Here is a 24,654-nt window from a genome sequence, read left to right as displayed (position 1 = left end):
AGAAACGCGCCTCCGCAGGCGCAAGGAGGCGCGTTTCTGCACTCGCACGGGGCGGGGTGGGGCGGGGCGGGATGCGACGTGGCGTCAGCTCAGACGCTCGAGCACCAGGGCCATGCCCTGGCCGCCGGCGGTGCACATGGTCTCGACGGCGAACTGCTCGTCGCGCTCGCGCAGCGCGTTGATCGCCGTGGTCGTGATGCGCGCGCCGGTCATGCCGTAGGGGTGGCCGAGGGCGATCGCACCGCCGTTGACGTTCACCCGCGCGGGATCGATCCCGATGTCGGCGATCGAGGGGATGACCTGCGCAGCGAAGGCCTCGTTGATCTCGAGGATGTCGATATCGCCGATCGACATGCGAGCGTGCGCGAGTGCCCGCTCGACGGCCTGCACCGGCCCGAGCCCCATGATCTCCGCCGACAGCGCGGAGACACCTGTCGACACGATTCGAGCGAGCGGGGTGAGACCGAGCTCGGCGGCACGGGTGTCGCTCATGATCACGAGTGCAGCGGCGCCGTCGTTGAGAGGACAGCAGTTCGCTGCGGTCACGGTGCCGTGCGGGCGGAAGACGGGCTGCATGCCGCTGATGCCCTCCAGAGTGACACCCGCACGGGGACCGTCATCCTTCGTCACGAGCGTGCCGTCGTCCAGTCTCACCGGAGTGATGTCGGCGTCCCAGAACCCTCTGGCAGCCGCCGCCTCTGCCCGGTTCTGGCTGAGTACCGCCCACTCGTCCTGCTCGCGGCGGGACACACCGCGGAAGGATGCGACGTTCTCAGCGGTCTCCCCCATCGCGATGTAGATGTCTTCGAGCTCGCCGCGTTCGAGCGGGTCGGACCACACGAAGGCCGGGTCCTGCGCGTCACGCGCCGTGCGGGCAGCGGCCGGTGCCCACCGCGGATTCTTGGTGTCGGGCATGCCGTCGGACTTTCCGGATCCGAACTGCGACACGGCCTCCACGCCGGCCGAGACGAACACATCTCCCTCACCGGCCTTGATCGCGTGGAAGGCCATTCTGGTGGTCTGCAGCGACGACGCGCAGTAACGGTTGACCGTCGTGCCCGGCACTGAATCCCACCCGAGCTGCAGCGCCAGCATCCGACCGATGTTGTACCCCTGCTGTCCTGCCGGCTGCGCACAGCCGACCATCAGGTCGACGATCTCGCGCGGATCGAGATCGGGCACCGCATCGACGGCCGCTCGCACCATCTGCACGGCGAGGTCGTCGCCGCGCATGTCCTTCAGGCTGCCTTTGAACGCGCGCCCGATGGGAGAGCGGACCGCAGAGACGATCACAGCTTCGGTCATGATGGGGATCCTCCAGTGATGTCGAGACGGTCGGCCTGCTGCACGATGTCCGCGTTCGGGGTGTGGGTCAGGAATGCCGGCCACTCGCCACCGCCGTCGACGGGGATGACCGCACCCGTGACATGCGCCGAGAGCGGCGACGCGAGCATGACGCAGACGTTGCCGAGTTCCTCCGGTGAGGCGAGACGTCCACGCGGGATCGTGCGCGCGATCTCGGCGTACTGCTCCGGGGTGCCGTAGTGGTCGACCGCGCTCTCCGTGTGAACCAGCCCGCTGCTGACCGCATTGACCCGGATCTCCGGGGCCCACTCGACCGCGAGGCTGCGGGTCAGGCTCTCGAGCGCCGCCTTCGCCGCACCGTAGACGGCCGTACCGGGGCTGGCGCGACGCGCGCTGATGGAGGTGATGTTGATCACGCTTCCGGCGCTCTGCCGCAGGGGCGCGAACGCCGCTCGGGTGGCGACCGCGGCGGAGAGGAAGTTGATCTCGGTGATCGCTTGGAAGTACCGGGAGGATCCGGCTTCGAAGCGACCGAACGGAGATCCTCCGACGTTGTTGACGAGCACGTCGAGGCGTCCATGCCGCTCGGCGATACCCCGGATCCAGGCCTCGTTCTGCGCGGCGTCGCGCACGTCGACACGACGGAAGGACGCAGCTCGACCGTCGCGCTCCGGCAGGTTCTCCGGCTCGGAACGACCGCAGAACTCGACCTCGGCGCCGGCGTCGAGGAAAGCCTCGACCACTCCGCGTCCGACGCCGCGTGCGCCGCCGGTGACCGCGACCACCTTGCCCGCGAAATCCATGACCAGGCTCACTCCGCCTCCTCCGTGCGCAGCGCTCCGATGCGCCGGCCTGTCCATGCTACCAACCAAATGCTAGGTTTGTCGCATGAGTCTCGATGACGCCGCTCGACGGCATCCGCGCACGGTGGTGGTGACCGGCGGCGCCCTCGGCATCGGTGGCGGTATCAGTCGCCGTTTCGCAGCCGACGGCGATCACGTCGTACTCGTCGACATCGATGAAGGTGCCGCTGCCGCAACCGCCGCGGACATCACCGCGGGCGGAGGACGCTGCACCGTCCTCGTCGGCGACATCACCCGCGACGACACGGTCACCCGCCTCGCGACGCTCGTCGAGAGCACGCACGGCCACGCCGATGTGCTCATCAACAACGTCGGCGACTTCCGTCCTGCGAAGTCCTTCTTCGCCAAGAGCCCTCCGCAACAGTGGCAGCGTCTTCACGAGCTCAATCTGTGGCACGTCTTCGCGGTGACGCACGCACTCCTGCCGGGGATGATCTCGGTGGGATCCGGCAGCATCGTCAACGTCTCCACGGTCGAGGCGTTCCGCGGGATCCCCGGCAACGCGGTGTATTCCGCGTACAACGCAGGCGTGTCGGCCTTCACGAAAAGCCTCGCCGTGGAGCTGGGGCCCTCCGGCATCCGGGTGAATGCGATCGCCCCCGACCTCGCCGACACATCGCAGACGCCGGCCGAACTCATGCTGGCCGGGCGTGACCCCGCCCTCCTGCGGTCCTGGCTGCCCGCCGGCCGCTTCGGCCGACCCGAGGACTTCGCAGGGGTCGTGGCCTTCCTCGCCTCCCCCGACGCCGCGTTCATCACGGGTCACACCATCCCGGTGGACGGCGGAACTCTCGCCGCCTCCGGCTGGTACGGCAAGGCATCAGGGCGCGGATGGACGAATATGCCGGATCAGGCATGAAGACGCTCGCCGAGCTGTCGGACAGGCAGGAGATCCACGACCTGGTCCTCCGCTACTGCTCGGCGGTCGACCGCGCCGACTATCCCACGGTCCGCGACGTCTATGCACGCGACGGGGTCGATCATCACACCGGCTTCTCCGGCACGGCCGACGACTACGTGCACTGGCTGCGGGAGCGCACGTCCGTTTTCGACGGCACCATGCACCTCATCGGGAACCATCGGGTCGAACTGTTCGGCGATCACGCCTATGCCGAGACGTACGGCACGGCCGTGCACTGGGGCACACCGTCCGACGACGAGGCCCGCAACTTCACGAGCGGCTTCCGCTACCTCGACCACGTGCGCCGCGACTCCGATGGATGGCGCATCGTCGAGCGCACCGCAGTGCGCGAATGGACCCGCTCGGATGCCGGCCGGCTGCGCGAGCCGGAGGGCCACGGACCACGCGGCCGACGGGATGTCCACGATCCTTCGACGGCTTTGCGTGAACGCGTACGCCAGGCGGCGGTGATCCACCCATCACAAGAAGGGAACCCGATGACAACGAGCATCGAGCAACGGCTGCAGGCCCTCGAAGACCGGTTGGAGATCATCGACCTCGAGGCCACCTACGCTCGCACTTTCGATGAACGCGACGGCGACGCCTGGAGCAGCCTGTTCACCGCGGACGGGATCTACCAGTCGCGTCCGGTGGGCGATGCCCGACCTCAGACTTTCGTGCAGGGTCGAGCAGCGCTCCAGGCGTTCTGCACGGACGCCTCGTTCGCCGGCATCCACTTCCTGCACCTCCCACAGCTGGCGGTCGCCGGCGATCGCGCGTCGGCCCGCATCCACCTGGAGTTCCACGGCGACTACGCCGAAGACGCGGGAGCGCCTCGCCTCGCCATGCGGGGGTTCTACGACGTGATCTATCACCGGGTCGACGGCCGCTGGCTGATCGCCCACCGGGTCACGACCGCCTTCGCGCGCGAGCAGAACACGGTGCTCGGCTACCCCACCACCTCCGCGCTCTCGGGGGCCCACCGCGACGGGACGCAGGACCGGAGCGAAGAGGCGGCGAGGTCTCGGGCCTAGGCGATCGCCCCGAAGTACGCCTTCTGCAGATCCTCGATCGTGACCTCGGACGCCGCACCCGCAAGGGTTGTACGCCCCATCTCGATGACGGCCACTTCGTCAGCGATCGCCACCGACTCCTGCACGGCCTGTTCGACGAGGAGGATGCCGATCCCGGTGTCCTTGAGTTCGTGCACGCGTTCCATGACCTCCTTCACGATCACAGGCGCGAGCCCCTGACTCGGCTCATCGAGGATGAGCAAGCGGGGCTTTGCCATCAACGCCTGGCCGATGGCGAGCATCTGCTGCTGGCCACCGGACATGCTCGCCGCCGGCAGGGAGCGCTTGCTGCCCAGGATCGGGAACAACTGATAGATCTCGTCGGCCGCAGCGACCAGCGCTCGCTTGCTCATCCGTCGCGAGAAGCCGCCGAGGATGAGGTTCTGCTCGATCGTCAGTTCCCGGAAGACTTTCTTGCCCTCCTGGACGTACGAGATCCCTCGGACGACCCGCTTGTGCGGGGCATCCGTCAACGTCTCGCCGAGGTATGCAACCGTGCCACCCGAGATCTTGTTGAGCCCGGTGATCGCACGCAGTGTCGTCGTCTTGCCGGCACCGTTGCGGCCGAGCAACACGGTGATCTCTCCGGCCCGCACGGTCAACGAGACGTCGCGCACCACCGTCAGATCGCCGTAGCCGGTCTGCAACCCCGCCACCTCCAGCAGCACATCACTCATGGTCGCCGCCTCCCGCCGCGTTCGTCTCCGCTGTGACGCCGAGGTACTCCTCCATCACACGCGGGTTGCTCTCGATCTGCTCAGGGCTGCCGTGCGCCATGACCGCGCCCTGTGCGAGTACGTAGATGTCATCGGCGACCCGCAGCACGAGCTGGAAGTTGTGCTCGACCAGGATGACGGTCATGCCCGCGTCGCGAAGACGGGTCACGAGGCCTTCCAGAACCTCGAGCTCGTCCTCGTCCAGACCGGAGGCGACCTCGTCGAGCAGCACGACCTTGGGGGAAGCCGCCAGACTCCTGGCGACTTCGAGGAGGCGCCGGTTGCCGAGGGGGAGGGAGTCGGCGGGTTCGTCGCGCTGCTCACTGAGGCCGACGAGGGCGAGCGCGCGCTCCGTCGCGACGCGGTTCTCCCTGCGGGTCCGCCAGAACGTCGGAAGCCGGAGCACCGAGGCCAGGACAGACGGTCGCTCGGTGGCATACCGCCCCGCCTCCACGGCTTCGAAGACCGTCAGCTTCTCGGGGATGTTCGGCGTCTGGAAGGTGCGCGACACGCCCGCACGCGCGACCCGATAGGACGACAGTCCTTGGATCGGTGCGCCGTCGAGTTCGATCCTTCCGGCATCCGTCTTGTAGAAACCGGAGATCATGTTCAGCAGAGTCGTCTTGCCGGAGCCGTTCGGTCCGATGATGGCGGTGACGGCTCCCGGCGGTGCCTCGATTGAGACCTTCGACAGGGCCTGGTTGCCGCCGAACGCCTTCGACACCCCTTCGGTGCGCAGCAGCGCTCCGTCGAGCTTCTCGACCTCCGCCGACACGGCCTCCGCCGGCCGCACGCCGATCTTGGCCTTCGCCGCGATGTCCGCCTTGCGCAGCAGCGTGCGCAGCAGTCCGGCGAGTCCGCCCGTGAAGGCGACCCCGCCGATCAACAGGAACGCTCCCGAGATGATGAGTCCGAACTTGCTGAAGTTGGTCGACTGGTTCATACCGAACTGCAGCACGGTCGCGCCGATGAGGGCGCCGTAGACACTCGCCGAGCCGCCGAAGATCGAGGCCGCGAGCACCGTCATGGCGAACGAGAACGCGAAGGCTTCCGGCGAGATGAACAGGTCGAGGTTGGCGAACAGCACACCGGCGATCCCTGCGGGCACGGCCCCGATCGCGTAAGCGGTGAGCTTGGCCCGGAACACCGAGATGCCCATCGATGACGCCAGCACGGGACTCTGCTTGAGGACCCGGAGCGCGGTGCCGTGGCCCGACAGGACCAGGTTGCGGATCAGCGCGAATGCCACGATGGCGACACCGACGATGATGATGTAGTAGGTCCGCCCGTCGATCATCTGGCCGAACGAGGTGGCGGGCATGATGCCTGCCAGCCCGTTACGACCACCCGTCTCCTCCTTGAAGATCGACAGCACGTCCGGGACGATCAGGATCAGGAAGAACGACGTCATCGCGAGCGACCAACTGCCGAGGCGCAGGCCGGGGATGCCTGAGATGAGCCCGATCACGAGCGCGGCAGCCGCACCTATCAGCAACTGCAGCCAGATGTCGGTGACGCCGGCCTTGTTCGCGAGCCCGGCGGCATAGGCGCCGGCCGCGTACATCGCCACCTGACCCATCGCGAGCTCTCCGGCGTACCCGAGGGACAGGTTCAACCCCAGCACGATCAGCGCCAGGATGAGGGTGAGTTCGATCTGCCGCGTCGCGGCGTAGCTGAGACCGAGGAAAGGGAGGACGATCAACAAGATCCCGACCGCGAGGGGCCAGATCCACCCCGGGACCGCTCGCAGCTTCAACCAGAGAGCAGCCATGGTCACACCGTCCGTTCCACGCGACGGGTGAAGAGCCCCGTCGGCTTGACCATCAGAATCACGATGAGGATGAAGAACACGGTCAGACCCGCGTAGTCCGCACCGATGTACCGGGTGGCGAGTGCCTCCGCCAGCCCCACGATCAGTCCGCCGACGAGCACGCCGCCGAGGGAACCGAACCCGCCGATCGCCAGGACGACGAAGCCCTTGAGCGCCAGCGAGGCACCCAGCGTCGCGACGGCGTAGGTCTTGGGACCGACAAAGACACCGAGGAATCCGGCCAGGACGCCGGTGAAGATGAAGGCCATGAGAGCGAAGCGCCGCACGTTGACACCCCGCAGCTGCGCGGCCTCTCTGTTCTCACTCATGCCGAGCAGAGCGATGCCGGTCATGCTCCGCTTGGCGTATTGGGTGAGCACGATCACCAGCAGGATGACGAGGACGATCAACGCGAGTTCGACCGGGTACACACGACCCCCGAGGAACTCCAGCACCTGATCGCCCATGAAGAACGGCACCCGCTTCGGTTCGCCGCCCCAGATCACCTGGGCGACGCCCTCCATGATGATGGAGGCGCCGAGCGTCGTGACCAGCAGGTTGTGCGGGTCCTTGACCGGACGGATCGCGACGCGCTCCTCGAGCGCGGCGATCGCGCCGACGATGACGGCAGCGGCGATCGCGACGAGCCACCAGGGCAGACCCCAGACGACGATGCCGACGTACGCGATGAACGCGCCGAGCATCATCAACGCCGCCTGCGCGAAGTTGAAGGTCTTCTGCGAGAGGAAGACGATGTTGTAGCCGATCGCCACCAGTGCGTAGATCGCACCGAGCGCCAGGCCGGACCAGATGATGGTCATTGCGGTCGGGTTCCTTCCATCATTGTGGCTTGGTGTGCCGACGGCCCGGATCCGATTCGAGATCCGAGCCGTCGGCGATGGTCACGCGCCGACCGCGGTCACGGCTGGAACTGACCGTTGACGAGTTCGCCCGGAGGGATGAACGAGAACTGGTCGGGGCTGACGTGAGGGCTGTACGAGTCGTCCGTGAACGCGTACAGGCTCAGGATCGCGGTTCCTGCCGATTTCTGCACGTCCGGGTCGATCAGGGCCTTGACGATCGCGTCGGGGTCGTCGAGTCCGCCGGCCTTCTCCGCTGCGGCCTTGAACAGGAACATCGAGTCGTAGTTGTACGCCAGGATCAGTGAGGACTTGATGTCCCCCGCGGCGAGCATGCGCTCGACGGCGTCGTTGACCTTGGTGTCGTCCGGGTTGTACTGGGTGCTGGAGTACACCTGCATCGTGAGGTTCTTGACCTGATCGGTGCCGAGCACGCCGTCGGGCGCCGGCGTGGCGATCAGTCCCGTGGCGGCGACGGAGGAGTTGCCCATGACGGGCACATCCCAGCCGAGCTTCTCCAGGCTCTGCAGCACGTAGCCGAGCGGAGCACCGTAGGCGTCGAGGACGAGCACATCGGGGTCACCCTGCTGCAGAGCCGACAGCTGCGCCGTCATGTCGAGTGCGGCGTTGTCGAAGCCCTCGTTGCCTGTCACGGTGAAGCCGGCGTCGGTGAAGGTCGTCTCGCCCAGCGAGCCGAAGAGCTCTCCATAGGCGCTCGATCCGTGCAGGATCGCGACGTCCTCGTATCCGCGGTCCTCCATCTCGGCGACGAACGAACCGAGGTAGTCGGGAACGGATGCGCTGAGGTTGAAGCTGTAGGGGTTGACGCTCGGGTCACCGGATGTGGTGGTCGGGCCGATGTTGAAGGAGACGATCTTGTTCTGCGTCAGGATCGGCAGCATCGCCTCGGTGATGGTCGAAGGTCCGGAGTTCATGACGAGGGCAGGAGCACCCTCGGTCGCGATGTACTCACGCAGCTTCGTCACGGCCACCGTCGGGTCCGCGTTGTCCTCGAGATGGGTGATCTCCACCTCACGGCCGAGCACGCCGCCGTCGTCGTTGATGGCATCGACCGAGGCGAGTGCGGCGGTGACGGATGTCGTGGCGTTGTCGGCCAGGATGCCCTCGGCCCCCATACCGCCGAGCACGACCACCTTGATCGGGTCGTCCCCGCCATCGCCTCCATTGCCTGCGTCCGCGTCACCGCCCGAGCAGCCGGCGAGCACCACCGTCGACACCACGATCCCTGCGGCAACCGCCGCGAATCTGTTGAACCGCATATCCGAACCTCTCTCATCGTTGAGCTAGAGCGCAAGGGCGACCAAACGCTTGCTTAGTAAATCACACTCGGACAGCCCGGGCAACGCCCAACCGGTCAATTGCTTGGTTACGATTCGGACACCTGTTAGATTCCGGCTCATGGACACTGCACCGACCTCTGAGAACCGCCACCTCCGTGACCTCCCCGGCATCGCCGTCGTGACCGGTGGTACCGGCGGAATCGGCTCCGCCATCGCCGAAGCCCTCGCCGCCGACGGAGTGCGCGTGGCGATCACGCACCGCTCGGAACCGACTCCCGCTCTGCTCGCCTCTCTCGGCGACGCGGGTGAAGCTCATCGATTGGACGTGCGGGATGAGGCCGCGGCGACGGCCCTCGCACACGACCTCGTGGCCCGGCACGGGGCCGTGCACACGGTCATCCACGCCGCCGGCCCGCACGTGCCGATGGTGCATCTGTCGAAGGTCTCCGTCGAGCAGTTCGCCCGTCAGCTCGATGACGACCTGATCGGCTTCTTCGTCATCGCGACGGCGTTCCTGCCGGCCCTCAGGGCGGCCTCGGGCTCCCTCACCGTCGTCACCAGCGCCGGAACCCGTCGCTATCCCGTGCGGGACGGACTCTCGGTCGCACCGAAAGGCGGCGTCGAGGCACTGGCTCGCGGGCTCGCCGCCGAAGAGGGCCGCTTCGGTGTGCGCGTGAACGCCGTCGGCCCCGGCATGCTGTGGGATGGCATGTCCGCTCGACTCATGGCATCCGGCGACCTGGACGAGCGCGCCTTGGAAGTCGCCACCGCCAACATCCCGCTGCGTCGCTTCGGAACCGCCGCCGACATCGCGGCCGCCGTCTCGTTCCTCGCTTCCCCCGCCGCAGGATTCATCACGGGACAGAAACTCGACGTGGACGGCGGTTTCGGAATCTGACAGCGGCGAACACGAGAGGCTCACGCCGCCACCGCGGTGCTCATCGCATACCGCGGAGGCGCTCGATGAGCCAGTCGATGCGAGCCGCCTCGTCGCGGTAGTAACGCTCCGACCACTCCAGCGCGACACCCGAGAATCTCCAGTCGTCCTCGCGCCGCGCGCCCAGAGCGTGGGCGCCCGCCTCTGCGGCGCTCCGGACGGACTCGTCGCGATACTCGGCCAGGGCCGCGCGGAGACGATCGAGGTCACCGTTGTGCGCTGCCCACAGCCGCAGGATCTGGGAGTGCTTGAGCACCACCGGCTCCGCCGGGATCTCGTCCGACCACCGGCGCATGCTCCGGCGCCCCAGGTCGGTGATGCCGTACAGGCGCCTGCTCTTCGCCGCGTGCGTCTGCTCGACGCGCGAGACCGCGAGTCCGAGCTCCTCCAGCCGCCGCAGCTCGGTGTAGATCTGGCTCTGCGAGGGCGCCCAATAGAAGTACGCGAGGCTCTGATCCGCCCACTGCTTGACGTCGTAGCCCGAAAGCTCGGTGCCGAACGAGAGGATGCCGAGAACCGCCCAGCTCGTCGCCGGGAGATCGACCTGCTCGTCGGGGTGTTCGTGTTCGCTCACTTGACCTCCTCGTCGATGAGTGAGATATTCCTGATCGTACTATGACTAACAGTCATACCGCTGCTGATCGAAGGAGATCATGTGGACGAGACGACGCGCATGCTGGAACTCCTCAACTCCAGTTTCCCCGCCCTGGCGACCATGACGCCCCTGGAGGGCCGCGCCGCCGCCGACAGCCGGATCCGTCCGGCGGCGAATCTCGACGACGTCGTCTCCACGGATGACCGAACCGTGGACGCCGGCACGCACGACATCCCGATCCGCGTGTACCACCCTCGCGTCGTGCATCGCGACACCCCGACGACCGTGTACGCACACGGCGGCGGATTCCTGCACGGCTCGATCGCCGGACACGACGGGTTCTGTCGCCGGTGGGCGCGCGCGACCGAGGCTACCGTCGTGTCGGTCGGCTACCGTCTCGCGCCCGAAGCCGGGCCGGGGGACGCACGCGATGACGTCGTCGCCGTGGTCGACGAGGTCATGTCGGCAGGCCTCGCCGACCGCGGCATCCTCCTGGCGGGCGACAGCTCGGGTGGCAACATCGCGGCCGGCGCCGCCGTCGTTCTGCGCGACCGCGGAGCGAGCCCGGTCGTGGCTCAGGCGCTGCTGTACCCGTTCCTCGATCCGGAGATGTCGTCCGACAGTCACCGCACCAGGGCGAGCGGATACTTCATCACCTCGGAACTGCTCGCGCACTACTGGCGCACCTTCCTGGGCGATCATCCCGACCGCTTCGATGCCGATGTCTCCCCGCTCGCGGTCGACGACCTCTCCGGCCTCCCGCCCGCCGTCGTCGTCACCGCCGGCCTCGATCCGCTCTGCGACGAGGGAGCCGCCTACGCGCTTCGGATGCGTGAGGCCGGGGTGCCGGTCATCCTCCGCCACCACCCTGACCAGTTCCACGGCTTCCTGACCATCCCCGGATACGGACCCGCTCTCGGCGCCGCCGAGATCCTCTGGAGCGACCTCCGCTCCCTGACGACCTCTGACCCGAAGGACCACCGATGACCCCCGAACATGATGTCATCATCGTCGGCGCCGGCCTTGCCGGCATGTATTCCACGATCCACGCCGAGCGCGCCGGGCTCGACATCCTCGGCCTCGAGGCGGGAGACGACGTGGGCGGCACCTGGTACTGGAACCGCTACCCCGGCGCTCGCTGCGATGTGGAGAGCATCGACTACTCGTTCTCGTTCGATGACGGTCTGCAGCGTGAGTGGCGTTGGAGCGAGCGCTACGCGACACAGCCGGAGATCCTGCGTTACCTGAACCACGTCGCCGACCGTTTCGATGTGCGGCGGCACTACCGGTTCGGCCAGCGTCTGGCTTCCGCTTCCTGGAACGAACGGGCGCAGCGCTGGGAGGTGCGCACGGAGTCCGGGCTGGAGGCTTCTGCACGATGGCTGGTCATGGCGACCGGCGGGCTCTCGAAGCCGCAGCTGCCTGAGCTCCCCGGTCGCGACGATTTCACCGGCATCGTCCTGCAGACCTCGGCGTGGCCGGAAGACCCCGTCGACCTGAGCGGCAAGCGGGTCGCGGTGATCGGCACCGGCTCCTCGGGCGTCCAGGCGATCCCGCTGATCGCAAGGGATGCCGCGGAGCTGACCGTCTATCAGCGCAGTGCCAACTACAGCGTGCCCGCTTTCAATCGGGTGATCGACGACGCGGAGTGGCAACGCCAGCAGGATGACCTGGAACGTCGCCGCGAGTTGTCGTGGAACAGCACGGCCGGGTCCCCGTGGTCGAGCCATCCCACCCCGTTCGCAGAGGCCGACGAACAAGAGCGCGCCGAGGTCTTCGAGGAGAGCTGGACCCGCGGCGGGGTCCTCTTCGCGAAGGCGTTCCAGGGACTCACGGTCGATCCGGTCATCAACGACGCCGCCCGTGTCTTCTTCGAGCAGAAGCTCGCCGAGCGGGTACCGGACGCCGCGACGCGAGACACGCTGACTCCCCGCGACCACCCCCTCGGCACCAAGCGCATCTGCACCGACACCGGCTACTACGAGACGTTCAACGAATCGCACGTCGCTCTGGTGAACCTGCGGCGGGAGTCCCTCGCCGCAGTCACCGCCACCGGCATCCGGACCACGGAGCGCCACCGTGAGCACGATGTCATCATCTACGCGACGGGGTTCGACGCGATGACCGGAGCTCTCACGGCGGTCGACATCCGCGGTCGGGACGACCGATCGCTGCGCCAGGAGTGGGCGGGCTTCCCCTCGACGTACCTCGGCGTCGCGCTGCCCGGCTTCCCGAACCTGCTGGTCCTCAACGGCCCCGGCAGCCCCAGTGTGCTGTCGAACATGGCGCTCACATCCGAGCAGCAGGGCGACTACGCACTGCGGATCATCACGTATTGCCGCGAACGGGGCCACACCTCGATCGAAGCGCGGTCCGACGCTGCCGCGGCCTGGACGGCACACTCGCTCGAGCTCGCCGATCGCACCCTGTTCGGCTCGGCCCCTTCCTGGTACACGGGCTCGAACATCGCTGGCAAGGCGCGCGGGTTCCTGCCCTACATCGGCGGCTTCAAGAACTACATCGATCGTTGCGAGGAGGTCGCAGCCGCCGACTACCGCGGCTTCATCCTGTCCTCCCGTTAGTACATCGTCGTCGCGGCGGGGGGTGGCCTTGCCGTCGCGACGACGCTAGAGTCAAACAAGCAAATGCTTGGGCAAAGGAGCGCGGTATGAGTGCAGTCGATTTCGGATTCGCGGCAGGAGACGCGGTGCTCATCACCGGCGCCGGGAGCGGCATCGGCCGCGCTACCGCGGTGCACGCCGCAGAGCTCGGACTCGCCGTCAGCCTGTGGGATCTGAACCCGGGAGGCCTCGAGGAGACCGCGCAGCTCGTGCACGACGCTGCGCCCGCCGTGCACACCTGGGTAGCGGACGTGTCGGACGACACTGCGGTGGACGGCGGGTTCGCCGACGCGCGTCGTGTGCTCGGGACCATCCGCTACCTCCACAACAACGCCGGCCCCGCCTCCAGCTCGGACATCCCGTTCGACCGAGCGCTGGAGATCTGTGTCGGAAGCGTCCGCCGGATGACGCAGGCGTGGTCGGCCGCCGACCCCGGAGAGGGCGCGGCGATGGTGGCGACGACGTCGGTGGCCGGCAACCTGGTCGGCACGGACAACGCCTGGTACTCGGCCTCCAAGGCCGCGATCATGGGCTACATCCGCCATCTCGCGGCGCACCACGCGAAGGAGTTCCGCTCCAACGGCGTCGCGCCGGGGATGACCGACACACCACGCCTGGCCGGGTTCGCCGGTAGCGAGATCGGCCGAAGGGTGCTCACCCGCATCCCGCTGGGCCGCATGGCCACCGCTGATGACATCGCCTGGGCGACGCTCTTCCTGCTCTCGCCGCTCGCCGGCTACATCAACGGCGTGTTCCTCCCGGTCGACGGCGGCTGGACGGTGACGCAGTGATCGAGGCCGCCGACCGGCCGATCATCCATTCGCACACCGTGCGTCTCAGCTACGCCGACACGGACCCCGCCGGCATCCTCTACTACGCCGCCTGGTTCCCGAAGATGGAGGGATTGCAGTCCGAGTTCCTCTACCTGCAAGGGCTACGGCAGGACACCCTCGTCGAACGCTTCGGCTGGTGGACGGTGTCTCGCGCCACGACCTGCGAGTACCTGGCCGCGGCTCGGCTGTTCGACGAGATCCGGATCGACCTGAGGATGGGGCGCGTCGGCCGTTCTTCCTTCCGATTCGCCTTCGAGATGACCCGCCTGGAGGATCGGATCACGGTCGCCCGCGCCGAGAGCACGATCGTCACGGTCTCTCCCGCGCAGGACCCCGTGCCGATCCCGGCCGCCCTCCGCGTGCATCTCGAGCGCTGGACCGGGGAACTGACGTGAGCGCCGATCTGCGGACGATCGGCGACCGCCAGGACATCGCGATGCTCCTCGCGCGCATCGCGCATCTCGCCGACGCCGGGGATCCCGAGGAGTACATCGCGTGCTTCACCCCGGATGCGATCTGGGATCTCACCGATGCCACCGATCTGCCGATGGATGTGCAGACCATCAGAGGGCGGGACGCACTGCTCGCCGGCGTTCATGACCGTCGCGCGTCCGGCATCCAGGGTCCAGGCACCCACACCCGCCACGACATCTCGAGCATCGCGGTGGAGGTCGACGAGGACCGCGCGAGCGCGCGCTCCTATTTCCGCTACTACCGGCGAACCAACGGGGTCCCGACCCTCGCCGCGATGGGCGTCTACGCCGACACCTTCGTGCGCACCGCAGCGGGCTGGCATCTGCACCATCGGGTGATCAGTCGGGGTTGAGCCAGCCCTGCGCCCGGCCGCTGCGCACCAGCTCGAGGTGCATCTCGGCCTGCCGCAGGGCCGAGTGCAGCCAGAAGCCGTCGAGACCACGCCAGCCCGAAGTCCAGGTGAGTCGGCTGGCATAGGTCCACACCGAGCGGTCGCCGAGCTCCGTGACCAGCGCGGCCACCTCGCCGGTTCGCCGCAGATGATGGGCGGAGATCGCGACGCGCCGCGACGCCAGCCCGACGAATCGGAACTCGTGGCCGGGAAGCACGGTGAAGTCGTCGAACTCGGCGAGACGGTCGAGCGACGACAGGAGGTCCCCCATCGGCTCCGTCCCGGCCAGTATCCCGATGCCGACCCCCGAGTAGATGCGCGGAAGTACGTGGTCCCCGGTGAAGAGGAACCGGCTCGCACGATCGGCGAGGCAGATGTGGCCGCCCGTGTGGCCCGGCGTCGCGATGACCTCCAGGCGGTGCCCGCCGAGCTCGAGCACGTCCCCGTCGACGACCTGGAGATCAGGCTCGACATCGCCGGTGAGGGAGGGGCGCGCGAACGAGGCGACGAGCTCCTCGCGCCGCCCCTCTGGGACGCCCCAGCGCGTGAGAGTGTCGCGGTATGCCTCCGGATCGCGCGCGGCGGGGGCGGTGACAGCGGCGAGCACGCTCCGCTCGGCTGCGGACATCACCAGACGAGCTCCGGTGAGCGTTAGCATGCGACCCGCGATCCCGAGGTGGTCCGGATGATGGTGGGTCACGATGATGGTGCGGATGTCGGACAGCGACCTCTCCTCAGCAGCCAGAGCCCGCTCGATGCGGTGGAGGTTCTCCGGCGTATCCCAGCCGGGATCGATCAGGTGCACACCGTCGTCGCCGATGAGCGCGTAACCGAGGGTGCCGGGCAGGGTCCCCTCCGGGATCGACGTCGGAACACTCCAGAACCCGTCACCCAGCTCGCGGGCTTCGAGCAGTCGCCCCGCCTCCCACGCCTCGCGCTCGACCTCGTCGACGGCGACCACGTCATCCGCAAGGCTGGTCATGACTTCACCCTAGCAATCGCTTGTTCATTTTGCGAGATCCGGATAGCCTGACGAAGGGACAGCGCTCCCCCGAGCGGAACGGTGACGGTGAAGTCGGAATCAGAGCGCCACGAGCGCATGGTGGTGGCACTGCTCGCCGCCTGCGGCATGCTGACGTCGCTGCAGTTCACCCTCATCGTCCCCCTCCTCCCGCTCATCCCCGACCTCCTCGACACGACGGCCGCTGATGCCTCCTGGCTCATCACCGTCACCTTGCTCACGGGAGTGGTCGGCACCCCCATGGTCACCCGACTCGCCGACCTGCACGGCCGACGCCTCATGCTCCTGGTGTCGATGGGTCTGCTCGTGCTCGGTTCCGTGATCGCCGCGGTGATCCCCGGTTTCGGTGCCGCGCTCGTCGGACGCGCACTGCAAGGCTTCGGCACCGCGGTCGTCCCGATCGGTATCGGTCTGCTGAGCGCGCTCGTGTCGCGCCGCCGGGCCGTCCTCGGCATCGCGCTCATGAGCGCGACCCTCGGCATGGGCTCGGCGCTCGGGCTCGTCCTCGCCGGGCCGCTACTCCAATGGGGCGGCCTGTCGACGGTGTTCTGGTGCTCGGCCATCGTAGGAGGCGTCTTCTGCATCCTGATCCGTTGGCGCATCGCCGAAGCCCCGACGGGCGGCTCCCACACCTTCGACCTCATCGGCGCGGCCCTGCTCACCGTTGCACTCACCGCCCTGCTGCTCGCGATCTCGCGGGGACAGTACTGGGGATGGACCGGCTCGCCCACGCTCACTCTCGCGTTCCTGTCACTCGTGACGCTCGTCGTCTGGATGCTGTGGGAACGGCGGCATCCCGCGCCGCTGATCGACGTGCGAACGGCGATGCATGCGCCGATCCTGCCGATCAACATCGCCTCGTTCTTCGCGACGTTCGGGATGTACGCCAACCACCTGCTCACGACGCAGGAAGCCCTCTCCCCTGCGTCCACCGGCTACGGCCTCGAGGTCGCCACCGCCGCGGCCGGGATGCTCCTCCTGCCGTCCGCGCTGACGATGATCCTCCTCGCTCCGCTCGCCGCGCGCGTCATCAACCGCTTCGGCGGGCGCAGGGCGCTGCTGCTCGGGTCGGCGACGATGGCGGCGGCGTTCCTGTTCCGAATGCTGTTCCACGGCGGCGTGCTGTCCGTCGTCATCGGTTCCGCACTCGTGGGAGCCGGCGTGGCCTTCGCGTTCGCGGCGATGCCCTCCCTGATCACCGCATCGGTCCCGGGAGACGAGGTGTCGACGGCGAACGGCCTCAATTCCGTCATCCGCACCCTCTCGGGAGCCGTGGCGTCCGCGCTCTTCGCTTTCGTGATCGCCGCCCTCCCCTCATCCGTCGATCCGGCCTTCCTCTCTGAACCGGCGCTGCGACTGTCACTCGGCTTCGCGTCCCTCTGCGGCGTGGTCACAGCGGTGTTCGCCGCGTTCCTCCGTCCGCCGCCGAACAAGGAACCCGCATGACACTCTTCTCGCCGCTCGCCCTTCGCGATGTCACCCTGCCGAACCGCATCGGCGTCTCACCGATGTGCATGTACGCGTCCTCGGACGGTCTGGTCACCGACTTCCATGTCGCGCACCTCGGCCGCTTCGCCCTCGGCGGCGCCGGGCTGGTGATCGCCGAGGCGACGGCCGTGCACCCGCACGGCCGCATCTCGCCCTTCGACGCCGGCCTGTGGAGCGACGAGCAGATCCCCGGATGGCGTCGGATCGCCGCACTCGTCTCGGCGGCCGGCGCTGTGCCCGGCGTGCAGCTCGGTCATGCCGGACGGCGCGCCGCTGTGCGGGAACCCTGGCGCGCAGGCGCACCCCTGGATGCTGAGGATGCGGCGACCGGATCCGGCCCCTGGCCCCTGGTCGCTCCCAGCGCCCTGGCAGCCGGCCCCGGCCACACCGTGCCCGCCGCCCTCACGACGGAGCAGATCAGCCGTTCCGTGCAGGACTGGCACGATGCGGCCACCCGCGCGGTGACCGCCGGCTTCCGGTTCGTCGAGTTGCATGGCGCGCACGGCTATCTGCTGCACTCGTTCCTCTCACCCGTCTCGAACCGCCGCTCGGACGACTATGGCGGGAGCGCCGAGAACCGTCTCCGCTATCCCCTCGAGGTCGTCGCCGCCGTGCGCGCCGCGATCGGCGAGGGCATCCCCCTGTCGTTCCGCGTCTCGGCGGTCGACGGCGCCGAGGGTGGCGCCGGCATCGACGAGACGGTCGAGGTGGCACGTCGCCTCGCGGACGCCGGCGTCGATCTGATCGACACCTCCTCCGGCGGGATCACCACCGACAGAGCGGTCGACACGCGCATCCGGCGCGGCTTCTCCTTCCATGCCGACTTCTCGCGACGCATCCGGGCAGAGGTGGGTGTGCCCACCGCGACCGTCGGCCTCATCATCGATCCGGAGCAGGCCTCCCGGCTCATCGCACACGGAGACGCCGATCTGGTGCTGCTCGGACGACAGGTGCTGGACGACCCCAACTGGCCGCACCACGCCCGGATCGCCCTCGGCGACGACAGCCACGATTCCTGGGATGTGCGCTTCGGCAGCGCACTCGGCCCGCGGGCCCGCACCCTCGCCCGCCTCGCCTCGTCCGGCGAGTCGCCTCTGTCGCGCTTCGGCGTCTGACTCCCCCGCCGGGTCAGGGAACGAGAAGTTCCCGGGCGGCGGCGGCGCCGTCGAGCAACCTGTTGCGCCGGTGCCGGACGCGCCACCCGTCGGGAGTGCGAAGCATCTCCCACCGATTCGCGCTGACCCGCTCGCCGACCCACCGATCCCCTTCGCGCAGCATCACCACGGAGTGCGTCACCGCCACGGCCTCGTCTCCGTCGATCTCGATCCGCGGCGCCGACACGATGTGCGCGCAGCCGCGGCGCATGTATTCCTCGTGCGTCGGGATGCCCACCAGGCCACGGATGCCGCCGCCCTCCAGCACCGTGTCGTCGAACTGGTAGGTGCCGTCGGGTACCCACAGCGCTGCGACCGCATCCGCGTCGCCCGCGTCCACGGCCGGTCCGTACCGTGCGATGAGATCCGCAATCGCGGCGCGGTCCTCCAGAGACCGCAGCCGGCGCTCCAGAGCCTCGCTGCTCACCAGTCCTGCCAGGGGATGATCGTCTTCACAGGCGTGGAGAGCAGCCGCTCCCCCTGCTCCGAGAACTCTCCTTCGACTGCCTGCAGCGCCGGCGCCATCTCGGCCGGATCCTCCTCCAGGTACACGAGGCGGATGCGGATGCTCCCCGGCGGATCGGCGGGCGTCTCCTCGAAGGGCAGCGACGAATGACGCTGAGGGTGGCTGTAGGAGAAGGTCCATGCTCCGGCGACCCCGTCGAGCTCCAGAAGCGCCGGGATGAGCTCGCGGTCCTCGCGCCGGTGCGCCGCATGAGCCTCGGCACTGTGCGGCTCGGGGAACCGTGTGGCGGTGACATGGATGCCGCGGTGCGGGCGGTACGGCAGCACCTCCGGAGCGATCAGCGCGCGAGGAGCCGCATAGCCCTTGACCGGACGGAAGAATGCCAACAGCGGGCGGTGGATGCCGGGGACCAGCGGCCCCCGCCCCCACTGGAAGGACGCCTCGCCGAGTGCGTCCCAGGCCGCGACGGATTCCTCGACCGGCTCACGGAACCAGTACATGGCGACGAAGTCGACGGCGCCGGCGAGTGATCCGTCACCGAGTCCGGCGTATTCCGGGCGCACCTCCCAGCGGTCCCCCCAGGCCACACCGGGGAGAGCGAGGTTCTCCGGGCGATGATCGAGCTGATGCCAACGGTTGTACGCGGCATGCTGAGAGCGGTCGCCGAGGCGGACGAAGGAGAAGAAGGCGAGGGGCGCGAACACTGCTCCAGTCAAGCGTTTGCTTGGTTACGTGTCAATGCTCGCGTACCGTATCCGGTGTCAGCGCCCCGAGACCTTTCCGAAGACCTTCGCGATCGGAGCGAGCACCAGCGGACGGGCGGCCGCCCAGCCGATGGCGATCACGACGATCGAGACGACGAAGACCCAGAATCCCGTCCAGGTGGCGGCATCCTGCGCGGCGAACATGTGGTTCAGGTTGCGCAGGAATCCGGTCAGCATCACCAGCGCCACGTGCGCGATGATGAACGCCACGAAGTACAGCATGATCGGGAAGTGCAGGGCACGAGCCCATTCGACCGGATATGCCTTCGACAGCTTCTCGGCCTTCTTCGGCCACAGCCCCGACATCCGGAAACCGGTGATCGCCGCGAGGGGAGCCGCGATGAACACGGTCGCGAAGTACGCGAGCTGCTGCAGGCTGTTGTAGTTGTTCCAGCCGTTCTCATGCGGCCAGTCGAAGGAGACGTACTGCAGGGCCGCCGACAGCGCGTTCGGGAAGACCTCCCAGCTCGTCGGCACGATGCGCACCCAGTGCCCGGTGACGAACAGCAGCACCACGAAGATCACGCCGTTCACGAGCCACAGGATGTCGAGCGCCTGGTGGAACCACAGGTTCAGGCTGATCTTGCCCTTCGCATTGCCGCGGGGCGTCCAGAAGACCGTCGGACGCTTCTCCGTGCGCACCTGCAGTCCGGAGCGGATGATGAGCACCATCAGGAACATGTTGAAGAAGTGCGCCCAGTTCACCCACGGTGCGAATCCGGGCGCGACCGCGATAGCCGGCTCGTACTCACCGGGGAAGGCCGCGAGGAAGTCCTGCATGAACGGGAAGCTCAGGAGCGTGCGCACCAGCGCGATGGCGGCTCCGGCGAGCACTCCGAGCGCAGCGGCGCCGAACAGGACGGCGATCGCCTGGGTCCAGGTCGGACGACGACGTGCGGGCTCCGGGGCCGCAGCCACGTGCCGCGGTGCACGGCCGTCCCACACCGTGCGCTTCCACGCCAGCGGCGTATCGACGGTGGCGACAGCAGCGGTCGGGACCCGCGCGGCCGCGGAGGCAGGAGGCTCGGCAGCGACAGGATGCTCGGAAGCGGTAGCAGCAGCGTCGACAGGGGCCGCGGCTGCGGGGACGATCGGAGTGATGCCGGCGGGCGGCCAGGGCTCACCACCGACGACACGAGGCAGCCCACGTCGAACGCCGATCGCCGAGGAGGCGTGCGTCTCCGGCGTCGCGGCGGGCGCGGGCGTCGACACAGGAGCAGCAGCGCCCACGGTGTCCGACACGACCGGGCCGGATGCCGCGGCCGAGGCGGATGCCGCAGCCGAGGCTGATGCCGCAGCCGAGGATGCCGGCGTGGGCACCGCCTCCGCGGCTGGTTCGTCCGCGACGGGAGCCTGCGCACCACTGACCGGCGGCCACGGCTCACCCCCGGGCACGCGCGGGAGCCCTCGCCGGATGCCCGCGGTGGAGGAGGCGACCACACCCGTCATCGCCGCGACGGCTCCGTTCACGGACCCCACACTCGGTGCGAGCGCGTCCGCCTCCGGCGCGACCTCGGCCGCGACGGGTTCAGCGACCGGCACGGCCGCCTCCGGGAGCGACACGTCCGAAGGCTCGGGAGCGTCGGCCGCTTCCACGGCCACGGCATCCGCAGGGGGCCAGGGGTCCCCGCCCGGCACCCGCGGCAGACCGCGTCGCAGCATCCGCGTCGCCATGACTAGTTCTTCCGCGCCTCGAGCGCCGCGATCACCTGGGGCACCACGGTGAACACGTCGCCGACGATGCCGAAGTCCGCGACCTCGAAGATCGGCGCCTCGGGGTCCTTGTTGATCGCGACGATGTTCTTCGACGTCTGCATGCCCGCACGGTGCTGGATCGCTCCGGATATGCCGAGAGCGACATACAGCTGCGGAGAGACCGAGACGCCCGTCTGTCCGACCTGGTGCGACTGCGGGATGTATCCGGCGTCGACGGCGGCCCGGGAGGCACCGACCGCCGCTCCGAGCGCGTCGGCGAGCTCCTCGACGAGCACGAACTTCTCCTTGGAGGCGAGTCCGCGTCCGCCCGAGACGACACGGGTGGCGCCCCTCAGCTCAGGGCGGGAGGAGGCGACCTCGACCGCTTCGACCGGACCTGCCGTCGCGGCGACGACCCCGGACGGGGTGACATCGAGTACCTCGACCGAGTGCGACGACACCGCCTCGGCACGCGCATCGACCGCGCCCTGACGCACCGTGATCACCGGGGTTCCGAATGTCGGAGCGGAGTCGACCAGATACGCGCCGCCGTAGACCGAGTGGTGCGCGACGACACCCTCCTCGTCGCGGGAGACACCGACCGCGTCGACCGACAGTGCGCTCTTCGTGCGCACCGCGAATCGTCCCGCCACGTCTCGACCGGAGATCGAGTTCGAGATGAGCACAGCATCGGGTCGCACCTGGGCTGCCGCAGCCTGCAACGCGTCCACGATCGGGACCGTCAGCGCGGTGGGGTCTCCGTCGGCCGTCAGCACCGCGGATGCTCCGGCCGCGGCGGCCTGATCGACCGCCGCAGGACTCCCGCCGACGATCAGGGCCACGGGCGTACCGACCGTCGACGCGGCACCGATCAGCGCGGCTGTGCTGGTCGCGACGTAGCCGGAGGGGTCGACGTCGACGAGGACGAGGATCGGGTTCTCGGAAGAAGTCATCTCACACCAACCTGTTCTGCACGAGGTAGTCGACGAGCTTGTCGGCGGCATCGCCTTCATCGGTGATCTTCACGCCGGCCGCGCGCGGAGGCTTCTCCGACACCGCGGTCATGATGGTTCGCGGCGCTGCGGACGGATCCGCCGAGACCTCGAGGTCGGCGAGCGAGAGCACCTCCAGCGGCTTCTTCTTCGCCGCCATGATGCCCTTGAAGTTGGGGAAGCGCGCGTCGGGGAGCGCCTCGGTGATCGAGATCACTGCGGGCAGCGACGCCGTGATCGGCTGACTGCCGGCATCCGCTCCGCGGACCCCGGAGACGCCGTCGTCGGTGATCTCGACCGACGTGAGAGCGGTGGCCTGCGCGAACCCGAGGTGCTCGGCGAGCATGGCCGGGATGACACCGCCCGAGCCGTCGGTCGACAGGTTCCCGGTGATCACCAGGTCGGGGCTCCCGCGGCGGATCGCGGCGGCCAGCACTTCGGCGGTGAGGCCGAGATCGGCACCCACGAGTTCCTCATCGGCGATGTGCACTGCCGACGAGGCGCCGATCGCGAGCGCCCGACGCACGGAGGCGGTCGAGCCGGCCGGAGCCATCGAGAGGGCGACGACCTCGGTCCCGTCGTTCTTGTCGGCGTAGCTGAGGGCGACCTCGAGAGCACGCTCGGTGATCTCGTCCAGGACGACATCTCCGGCGGCGCGATCAGCGAGCCCGGTCTCGAGATTCAGTTTGCGATCGCCATAGGTGTCGGGCACCTCTTTGACCAAGACGAAGATCTTCATCGATTGCTCCTCACGACACGCTGAGTCTATCCGCATGGGCCTCTATGTAGCCAAAAGCGGAGGAAACCACGGTCGGGACCCCAGAATTGCCCCGACAATGTATACATACCCCACACTCCGGCTGCGGTATTCCCCACGCTCCGTCCGCCGCACGCCGCCGCCGGTACCGTAGAGAGGTGACCCGACCCCGCCCGCTCCCCGTTGACCCGCTCGCCGAGGCCAAGCGGCAGTGGATCGCGCACGGGTGGACGGATGCCGCCGACGGCATGGCTGTCGTCACCTCGGTCATGCGAGCCCAACAGCTCCTGCTCGCCCGCGTCGATGCGGCGCTCAAGCCGTTCGCGCTCAGCTTCGCCCGGTTCGAGGTGCTGCGCCTGCTCGCGTTCAGCCGCGCCGGACGCCTCCCCCTGTCGAGTGTCGTCGCTCGCCTTCAAGTGCACCCGACCACGGTCACGAGCACGGCGGAGCGACTGGTCCGCGATGGGCTCGTGGTGCGGGAGCCGCACCCGCACGACGGTCGGGCCGCGCTCCTCGCCCTCACGGATGCCGGGCGGGAACTGGTCGAACGCGCCACCCGGTCCCTGAACTCCGAGGTCTTCGTCGATCCCGGCATGAGTGGAGACGACGCCGCAGAACTCGTCGCGATCGTCGCACGGCTCCGCAAGGCCGCGGGAGACTTCGCGGACCCTCGCCCGCATCCCGAGCCGCTCTGACATGCCCCGGTTCGTCCTCGAGACGCTCATCGCCGCACCACCCGCTGCCGTGTTCGCCGCGTCGCTGGACCCTGAGCTGCACGTCCGCTCGATGGCTCGACACGGCGAGTCGATGGTGGAGGCACCGGCGGAGGGATCGTTCACGGAGGGGTCGACCGTGACGTGGCGGGCACGTCATTTCGGCGTCCCGTTCCGGTTGCGTTCCGTCGTGTTCGACATCGATCAACCCCACGGCTTCTCGGACCGGCAGATCGCCGGCCCGTTCGCGGCGTTCCTGCACGAGCACCGGTTCGTTGCGCATCCGTCCGGCACGCTCATGCGGGACACGGTGACGTTCCGGTCGCCCTTCGGTCCGCTCGGCCGGATCGTCGACGCCCTGTTCCTCGGCGCGTACATGCGCCGCCTGATCAGCGAACGCAACACGATTCTGGCCGCCGAGATCGAGGACCCCGGGCGTACCCTGTCGGCATGAGCGAACTGCGTCTGCACACCGTCCTCACCGGTCGTGGCCCCGCCGCGGCGATCCTGCTCACGGACGAGCAGGTCGCGTCGTTCGGTGCCGGGAAAGCCTTCCCGGTCGCCGTCACCATCGACGGACGCACCGCCCGCCTGCGACTGGCGCGGATGGGCGACGAGAACCTGATCGGGTTCAGCAAGGCCGTCCGCACCGAACTCGGGCTGGAGATCGGGCAGGAGATCGATGCCGTGATCCGGGTGGATTCAGCCGAGCGCACCGTCGACATCCCCGCCGAGCTCGCTGCAGCCCTGGACGCCGACCCTGCCGTGCGGGCACGCTTCGACGCACTGTCGTACTCCGTACGCAAAGAGCACGCGCGGAGCGTGGCCGAGGCCAAACAGGACGCGACGCGCGAACGCCGGATCGCGAAGGTCCTCGACGCCCTCTCCGGCTGAGGGCGTTCACAACTCCTCAGGAATCTCCGA

26 protein-coding genes are annotated in these 24,654 nt (G+C 68.5%); 13 read left to right on the top strand and 13 right to left on the bottom strand.

Features of this window, described 5'->3' with window-relative positions; all coding sequences use genetic code 11:
- Window positions 1–84 precede the first annotated feature (84 nt).
- Complete coding sequence (locus tag L978_RS08400; RefSeq protein WP_047522274.1) at window positions 85–1,305, bottom strand: acetyl-CoA C-acetyltransferase; 1,221 nt, start codon at window positions 1,303–1,305, stop codon at window positions 85–87.
- On the bottom strand, window positions 1,302–2,120 hold the full coding sequence (locus L978_RS08395) for an SDR family oxidoreductase (protein ID WP_231555029.1): 819 nt from the start codon (window positions 2,118–2,120) through the stop codon (window positions 1,302–1,304). The genes L978_RS08400 and L978_RS08395 overlap by 4 nt, the downstream gene beginning before the upstream one ends.
- Window positions 2,121–2,193: 73 nt before the next feature.
- Here L978_RS08395 and L978_RS08390 point away from each other — a divergent pair, with 73 nt between their 5' ends.
- Window positions 2,194–3,027 (top strand): SDR family NAD(P)-dependent oxidoreductase, encoded by an 834-nt coding sequence (locus tag L978_RS08390; RefSeq protein ID WP_052193438.1) that lies wholly within the window; start codon window positions 2,194–2,196, stop codon window positions 3,025–3,027.
- Window positions 3,024–4,103 carry a nuclear transport factor 2 family protein gene (locus L978_RS18550; RefSeq protein WP_156118256.1) on the top strand — a complete coding sequence of 360 codons (1,080 nt, stop codon included), beginning with the start codon at window positions 3,024–3,026 and terminating at the stop codon, window positions 4,101–4,103. The genes L978_RS08390 and L978_RS18550 overlap by 4 nt, the downstream gene beginning before the upstream one ends.
- On the opposite strand, the gene L978_RS08380 is transcribed toward L978_RS18550, so the two are convergent.
- From L978_RS08380 to L978_RS08365, 4 genes are all read right to left on the bottom strand, one after another.
- Window positions 4,100–4,819 carry an ABC transporter ATP-binding protein gene (locus L978_RS08380; RefSeq protein WP_047522272.1) on the bottom strand — a complete coding sequence of 240 codons (720 nt, stop codon included), beginning with the start codon at window positions 4,817–4,819 and terminating at the stop codon, window positions 4,100–4,102. The genes L978_RS18550 and L978_RS08380 overlap by 4 nt on opposite strands.
- Entirely contained in the window at window positions 4,812–6,629 is a 1,818-nt protein-coding gene (locus tag L978_RS08375; protein ID WP_047522270.1) for a branched-chain amino acid ABC transporter ATP-binding protein/permease, read from the bottom strand. The genes L978_RS08380 and L978_RS08375 overlap by 8 nt, the downstream gene beginning before the upstream one ends.
- A gap of 2 nt (window positions 6,630–6,631) precedes the next feature.
- Window positions 6,632–7,489, bottom strand: a complete 858-nt coding sequence (locus L978_RS08370; protein ID WP_047522268.1) for a branched-chain amino acid ABC transporter permease — start codon at window positions 7,487–7,489, stop codon at window positions 6,632–6,634.
- Between the two features lie 98 nt (window positions 7,490–7,587).
- Window positions 7,588–8,808 (bottom strand): ABC transporter substrate-binding protein, encoded by a 1,221-nt coding sequence (locus L978_RS08365; protein WP_047522266.1) that lies wholly within the window; start codon window positions 8,806–8,808, stop codon window positions 7,588–7,590.
- A 139-nt stretch (window positions 8,809–8,947) separates the two neighbouring features.
- Between L978_RS08365 and L978_RS08360 the strand changes: the two genes are divergently transcribed.
- Window positions 8,948–9,727, top strand: a complete 780-nt coding sequence (locus L978_RS08360) for an SDR family NAD(P)-dependent oxidoreductase (RefSeq protein ID WP_052193437.1) — start codon at window positions 8,948–8,950, stop codon at window positions 9,725–9,727.
- A 40-nt stretch (window positions 9,728–9,767) separates the two neighbouring features.
- Here the strand turns inward: L978_RS08360 and L978_RS08355 are convergent, their stop codons facing one another.
- Window positions 9,768–10,340 carry a PadR family transcriptional regulator gene (locus tag L978_RS08355; protein ID WP_052193436.1) on the bottom strand — a complete coding sequence of 191 codons (573 nt, stop codon included), beginning with the start codon at window positions 10,338–10,340 and terminating at the stop codon, window positions 9,768–9,770.
- 81 nt (window positions 10,341–10,421) lie between these two features.
- On the opposite strand from L978_RS08355, the gene L978_RS08350 reads away from it, so the two are divergent.
- The 5 genes from L978_RS08350 (at window position 10,422) to L978_RS08330 (ending at window position 14,641) form a co-directional block, all read left to right on the top strand.
- On the top strand, window positions 10,422–11,348 hold the full coding sequence (locus tag L978_RS08350; protein WP_052193435.1) for an alpha/beta hydrolase: 927 nt from the start codon (window positions 10,422–10,424) through the stop codon (window positions 11,346–11,348).
- A complete protein-coding gene (locus tag L978_RS08345; protein WP_047522265.1) occupies window positions 11,345–12,943 on the top strand; it encodes a flavin-containing monooxygenase in 1,599 nt (532 codons plus the stop codon). The genes L978_RS08350 and L978_RS08345 overlap by 4 nt, the downstream gene beginning before the upstream one ends.
- Before the next feature lie 86 nt (window positions 12,944–13,029).
- Window positions 13,030–13,773 carry an SDR family NAD(P)-dependent oxidoreductase gene (locus L978_RS08340; RefSeq protein WP_047522263.1) on the top strand — a complete coding sequence of 248 codons (744 nt, stop codon included), beginning with the start codon at window positions 13,030–13,032 and terminating at the stop codon, window positions 13,771–13,773.
- Entirely contained in the window at window positions 13,770–14,210 is a 441-nt protein-coding gene (locus tag L978_RS18345; protein WP_052193434.1) for an acyl-CoA thioesterase, read from the top strand. The genes L978_RS08340 and L978_RS18345 overlap by 4 nt, the downstream gene beginning before the upstream one ends.
- The gene (locus L978_RS08330) at window positions 14,207–14,641 is read left to right on the top strand and encodes a nuclear transport factor 2 family protein (RefSeq protein WP_052193433.1); all 435 of its coding nucleotides are present in this window, start codon (window positions 14,207–14,209) and stop codon (window positions 14,639–14,641) included. Before L978_RS18345 ends, L978_RS08330 begins: the two co-directional genes overlap by 4 nt.
- On the opposite strand, the gene L978_RS08325 is transcribed toward L978_RS08330, so the two are convergent.
- Window positions 14,628–15,662, bottom strand: coding sequence for an MBL fold metallo-hydrolase (locus tag L978_RS08325; protein ID WP_052193432.1), 1,035 nt, complete (start codon window positions 15,660–15,662; stop codon window positions 14,628–14,630). The two genes, L978_RS08330 and L978_RS08325, sit on opposite strands and share 14 nt — an antisense overlap.
- Window positions 15,663–15,749: 87 nt before the next feature.
- On the opposite strand from L978_RS08325, the gene L978_RS08320 reads away from it, so the two are divergent.
- Window positions 15,750–17,147 carry an MFS transporter gene (locus L978_RS08320; protein WP_156118255.1) on the top strand — a complete coding sequence of 466 codons (1,398 nt, stop codon included), beginning with the start codon at window positions 15,750–15,752 and terminating at the stop codon, window positions 17,145–17,147.
- Window positions 17,144–18,304: an NADH:flavin oxidoreductase/NADH oxidase gene (locus tag L978_RS08315; RefSeq protein ID WP_047522261.1), complete on the top strand. Its 1,161-nt coding sequence runs from the start codon at window positions 17,144–17,146 to the stop codon at window positions 18,302–18,304. The genes L978_RS08320 and L978_RS08315 overlap by 4 nt, the downstream gene beginning before the upstream one ends.
- Before the next feature lie 13 nt (window positions 18,305–18,317).
- Here the strand turns inward: L978_RS08315 and L978_RS08310 are convergent, their stop codons facing one another.
- The 5 genes from L978_RS08310 to L978_RS08290 are packed head-to-tail and all read right to left on the bottom strand — an operon-like array spanning window position 18,318 to window position 22,999.
- Window positions 18,318–18,770 carry a nuclear transport factor 2 family protein gene (locus L978_RS08310; RefSeq protein WP_052193431.1) on the bottom strand — a complete coding sequence of 151 codons (453 nt, stop codon included), beginning with the start codon at window positions 18,768–18,770 and terminating at the stop codon, window positions 18,318–18,320.
- Window positions 18,767–19,513 (bottom strand): hypothetical protein, encoded by a 747-nt coding sequence (locus L978_RS08305; RefSeq protein WP_047522259.1) that lies wholly within the window; start codon window positions 19,511–19,513, stop codon window positions 18,767–18,769. Before L978_RS08305 ends, L978_RS08310 begins: the two co-directional genes overlap by 4 nt.
- A 57-nt stretch (window positions 19,514–19,570) precedes the next feature.
- The gene (locus tag L978_RS08300) at window positions 19,571–21,247 is read right to left on the bottom strand and encodes a cytochrome b/b6 domain-containing protein (protein WP_047522257.1); all 1,677 of its coding nucleotides are present in this window, start codon (window positions 21,245–21,247) and stop codon (window positions 19,571–19,573) included.
- A gap of 2 nt (window positions 21,248–21,249) precedes the next feature.
- Window positions 21,250–22,221 carry an electron transfer flavoprotein subunit alpha/FixB family protein gene (locus L978_RS08295; RefSeq protein ID WP_047522255.1) on the bottom strand — a complete coding sequence of 324 codons (972 nt, stop codon included), beginning with the start codon at window positions 22,219–22,221 and terminating at the stop codon, window positions 21,250–21,252.
- A 1-nt stretch (window position 22,222) separates the two neighbouring features.
- Window positions 22,223–22,999 (bottom strand): electron transfer flavoprotein subunit beta/FixA family protein, encoded by a 777-nt coding sequence (locus tag L978_RS08290; protein WP_047522253.1) that lies wholly within the window; start codon window positions 22,997–22,999, stop codon window positions 22,223–22,225.
- Between the two features lie 176 nt (window positions 23,000–23,175).
- Here L978_RS08290 and L978_RS08285 point away from each other — a divergent pair, with 176 nt between their 5' ends.
- The 3 genes from L978_RS08285 to L978_RS08275 are packed head-to-tail and all read left to right on the top strand — an operon-like array spanning window position 23,176 to window position 24,624.
- Complete coding sequence (locus L978_RS08285) at window positions 23,176–23,712, top strand: MarR family winged helix-turn-helix transcriptional regulator (RefSeq protein ID WP_047522251.1); 537 nt, start codon at window positions 23,176–23,178, stop codon at window positions 23,710–23,712.
- 1 nt (window position 23,713) lies between these two features.
- On the top strand, window positions 23,714–24,184 hold the full coding sequence (locus tag L978_RS08280; protein WP_047522250.1) for an SRPBCC family protein: 471 nt from the start codon (window positions 23,714–23,716) through the stop codon (window positions 24,182–24,184).
- The gene (locus tag L978_RS08275; protein ID WP_047522248.1) at window positions 24,181–24,624 is read left to right on the top strand and encodes a YdeI/OmpD-associated family protein; all 444 of its coding nucleotides are present in this window, start codon (window positions 24,181–24,183) and stop codon (window positions 24,622–24,624) included. Before L978_RS08280 ends, L978_RS08275 begins: the two co-directional genes overlap by 4 nt.
- The last annotated feature ends 30 nt before the right edge of the window (window positions 24,625–24,654 follow it).

It is taken from the genome of Microbacterium sp. ZOR0019 (assembly GCF_000800925.1).
In the GTDB taxonomy this organism is placed as follows: domain Bacteria; phylum Actinomycetota; class Actinomycetes; order Actinomycetales; family Microbacteriaceae; genus Microbacterium; species Microbacterium aurugineum.
Note: the sequence above shows the minus strand (reverse complement) of the source record. Positions and strands in the feature narration are given on the sequence as shown.

Coding starts and splice junctions, on each gene's coding strand:
- L978_RS08400 (WP_047522274.1), bottom strand. CDS start 1,305: ATGACCGAAGCTGTGATCGTCTCTGCGGTCCGCTCTCCCATCGGGCGC.
- L978_RS08390 (WP_052193438.1), top strand. CDS start 2,194: ATGAGTCTCGATGACGCCGCTCGACGGCATCCGCGCACGGTGGTGGTG.
- L978_RS18550 (WP_156118256.1), top strand. CDS start 3,024: ATGAAGACGCTCGCCGAGCTGTCGGACAGGCAGGAGATCCACGACCTG.
- L978_RS08380 (WP_047522272.1), bottom strand. CDS start 4,819: ATGAGTGATGTGCTGCTGGAGGTGGCGGGGTTGCAGACCGGCTACGGC.
- L978_RS08375 (WP_047522270.1), bottom strand. CDS start 6,629: ATGGCTGCTCTCTGGTTGAAGCTGCGAGCGGTCCCGGGGTGGATCTGG.
- L978_RS08370 (WP_047522268.1), bottom strand. CDS start 7,489: ATGACCATCATCTGGTCCGGCCTGGCGCTCGGTGCGATCTACGCACTG.
- L978_RS08365 (WP_047522266.1), bottom strand. CDS start 8,808: ATGCGGTTCAACAGATTCGCGGCGGTTGCCGCAGGGATCGTGGTGTCG.
- L978_RS08360 (WP_052193437.1), top strand. CDS start 8,948: ATGGACACTGCACCGACCTCTGAGAACCGCCACCTCCGTGACCTCCCC.
- L978_RS08345 (WP_047522265.1), top strand. CDS start 11,345: ATGACCCCCGAACATGATGTCATCATCGTCGGCGCCGGCCTTGCCGGC.
- L978_RS08340 (WP_047522263.1), top strand. CDS start 13,030: ATGAGTGCAGTCGATTTCGGATTCGCGGCAGGAGACGCGGTGCTCATC.
- L978_RS08325 (WP_052193432.1), bottom strand. CDS start 15,662: ATGACCAGCCTTGCGGATGACGTGGTCGCCGTCGACGAGGTCGAGCGC.
- L978_RS08315 (WP_047522261.1), top strand. CDS start 17,144: ATGACACTCTTCTCGCCGCTCGCCCTTCGCGATGTCACCCTGCCGAAC.
- L978_RS08300 (WP_047522257.1), bottom strand. CDS start 21,247: ATGGCGACGCGGATGCTGCGACGCGGTCTGCCGCGGGTGCCGGGCGGG.
- L978_RS08295 (WP_047522255.1), bottom strand. CDS start 22,221: ATGACTTCTTCCGAGAACCCGATCCTCGTCCTCGTCGACGTCGACCCC.
- L978_RS08290 (WP_047522253.1), bottom strand. CDS start 22,999: ATGAAGATCTTCGTCTTGGTCAAAGAGGTGCCCGACACCTATGGCGAT.
- L978_RS08280 (WP_047522250.1), top strand. CDS start 23,714: ATGCCCCGGTTCGTCCTCGAGACGCTCATCGCCGCACCACCCGCTGCC.
- L978_RS08275 (WP_047522248.1), top strand. CDS start 24,181: ATGAGCGAACTGCGTCTGCACACCGTCCTCACCGGTCGTGGCCCCGCC.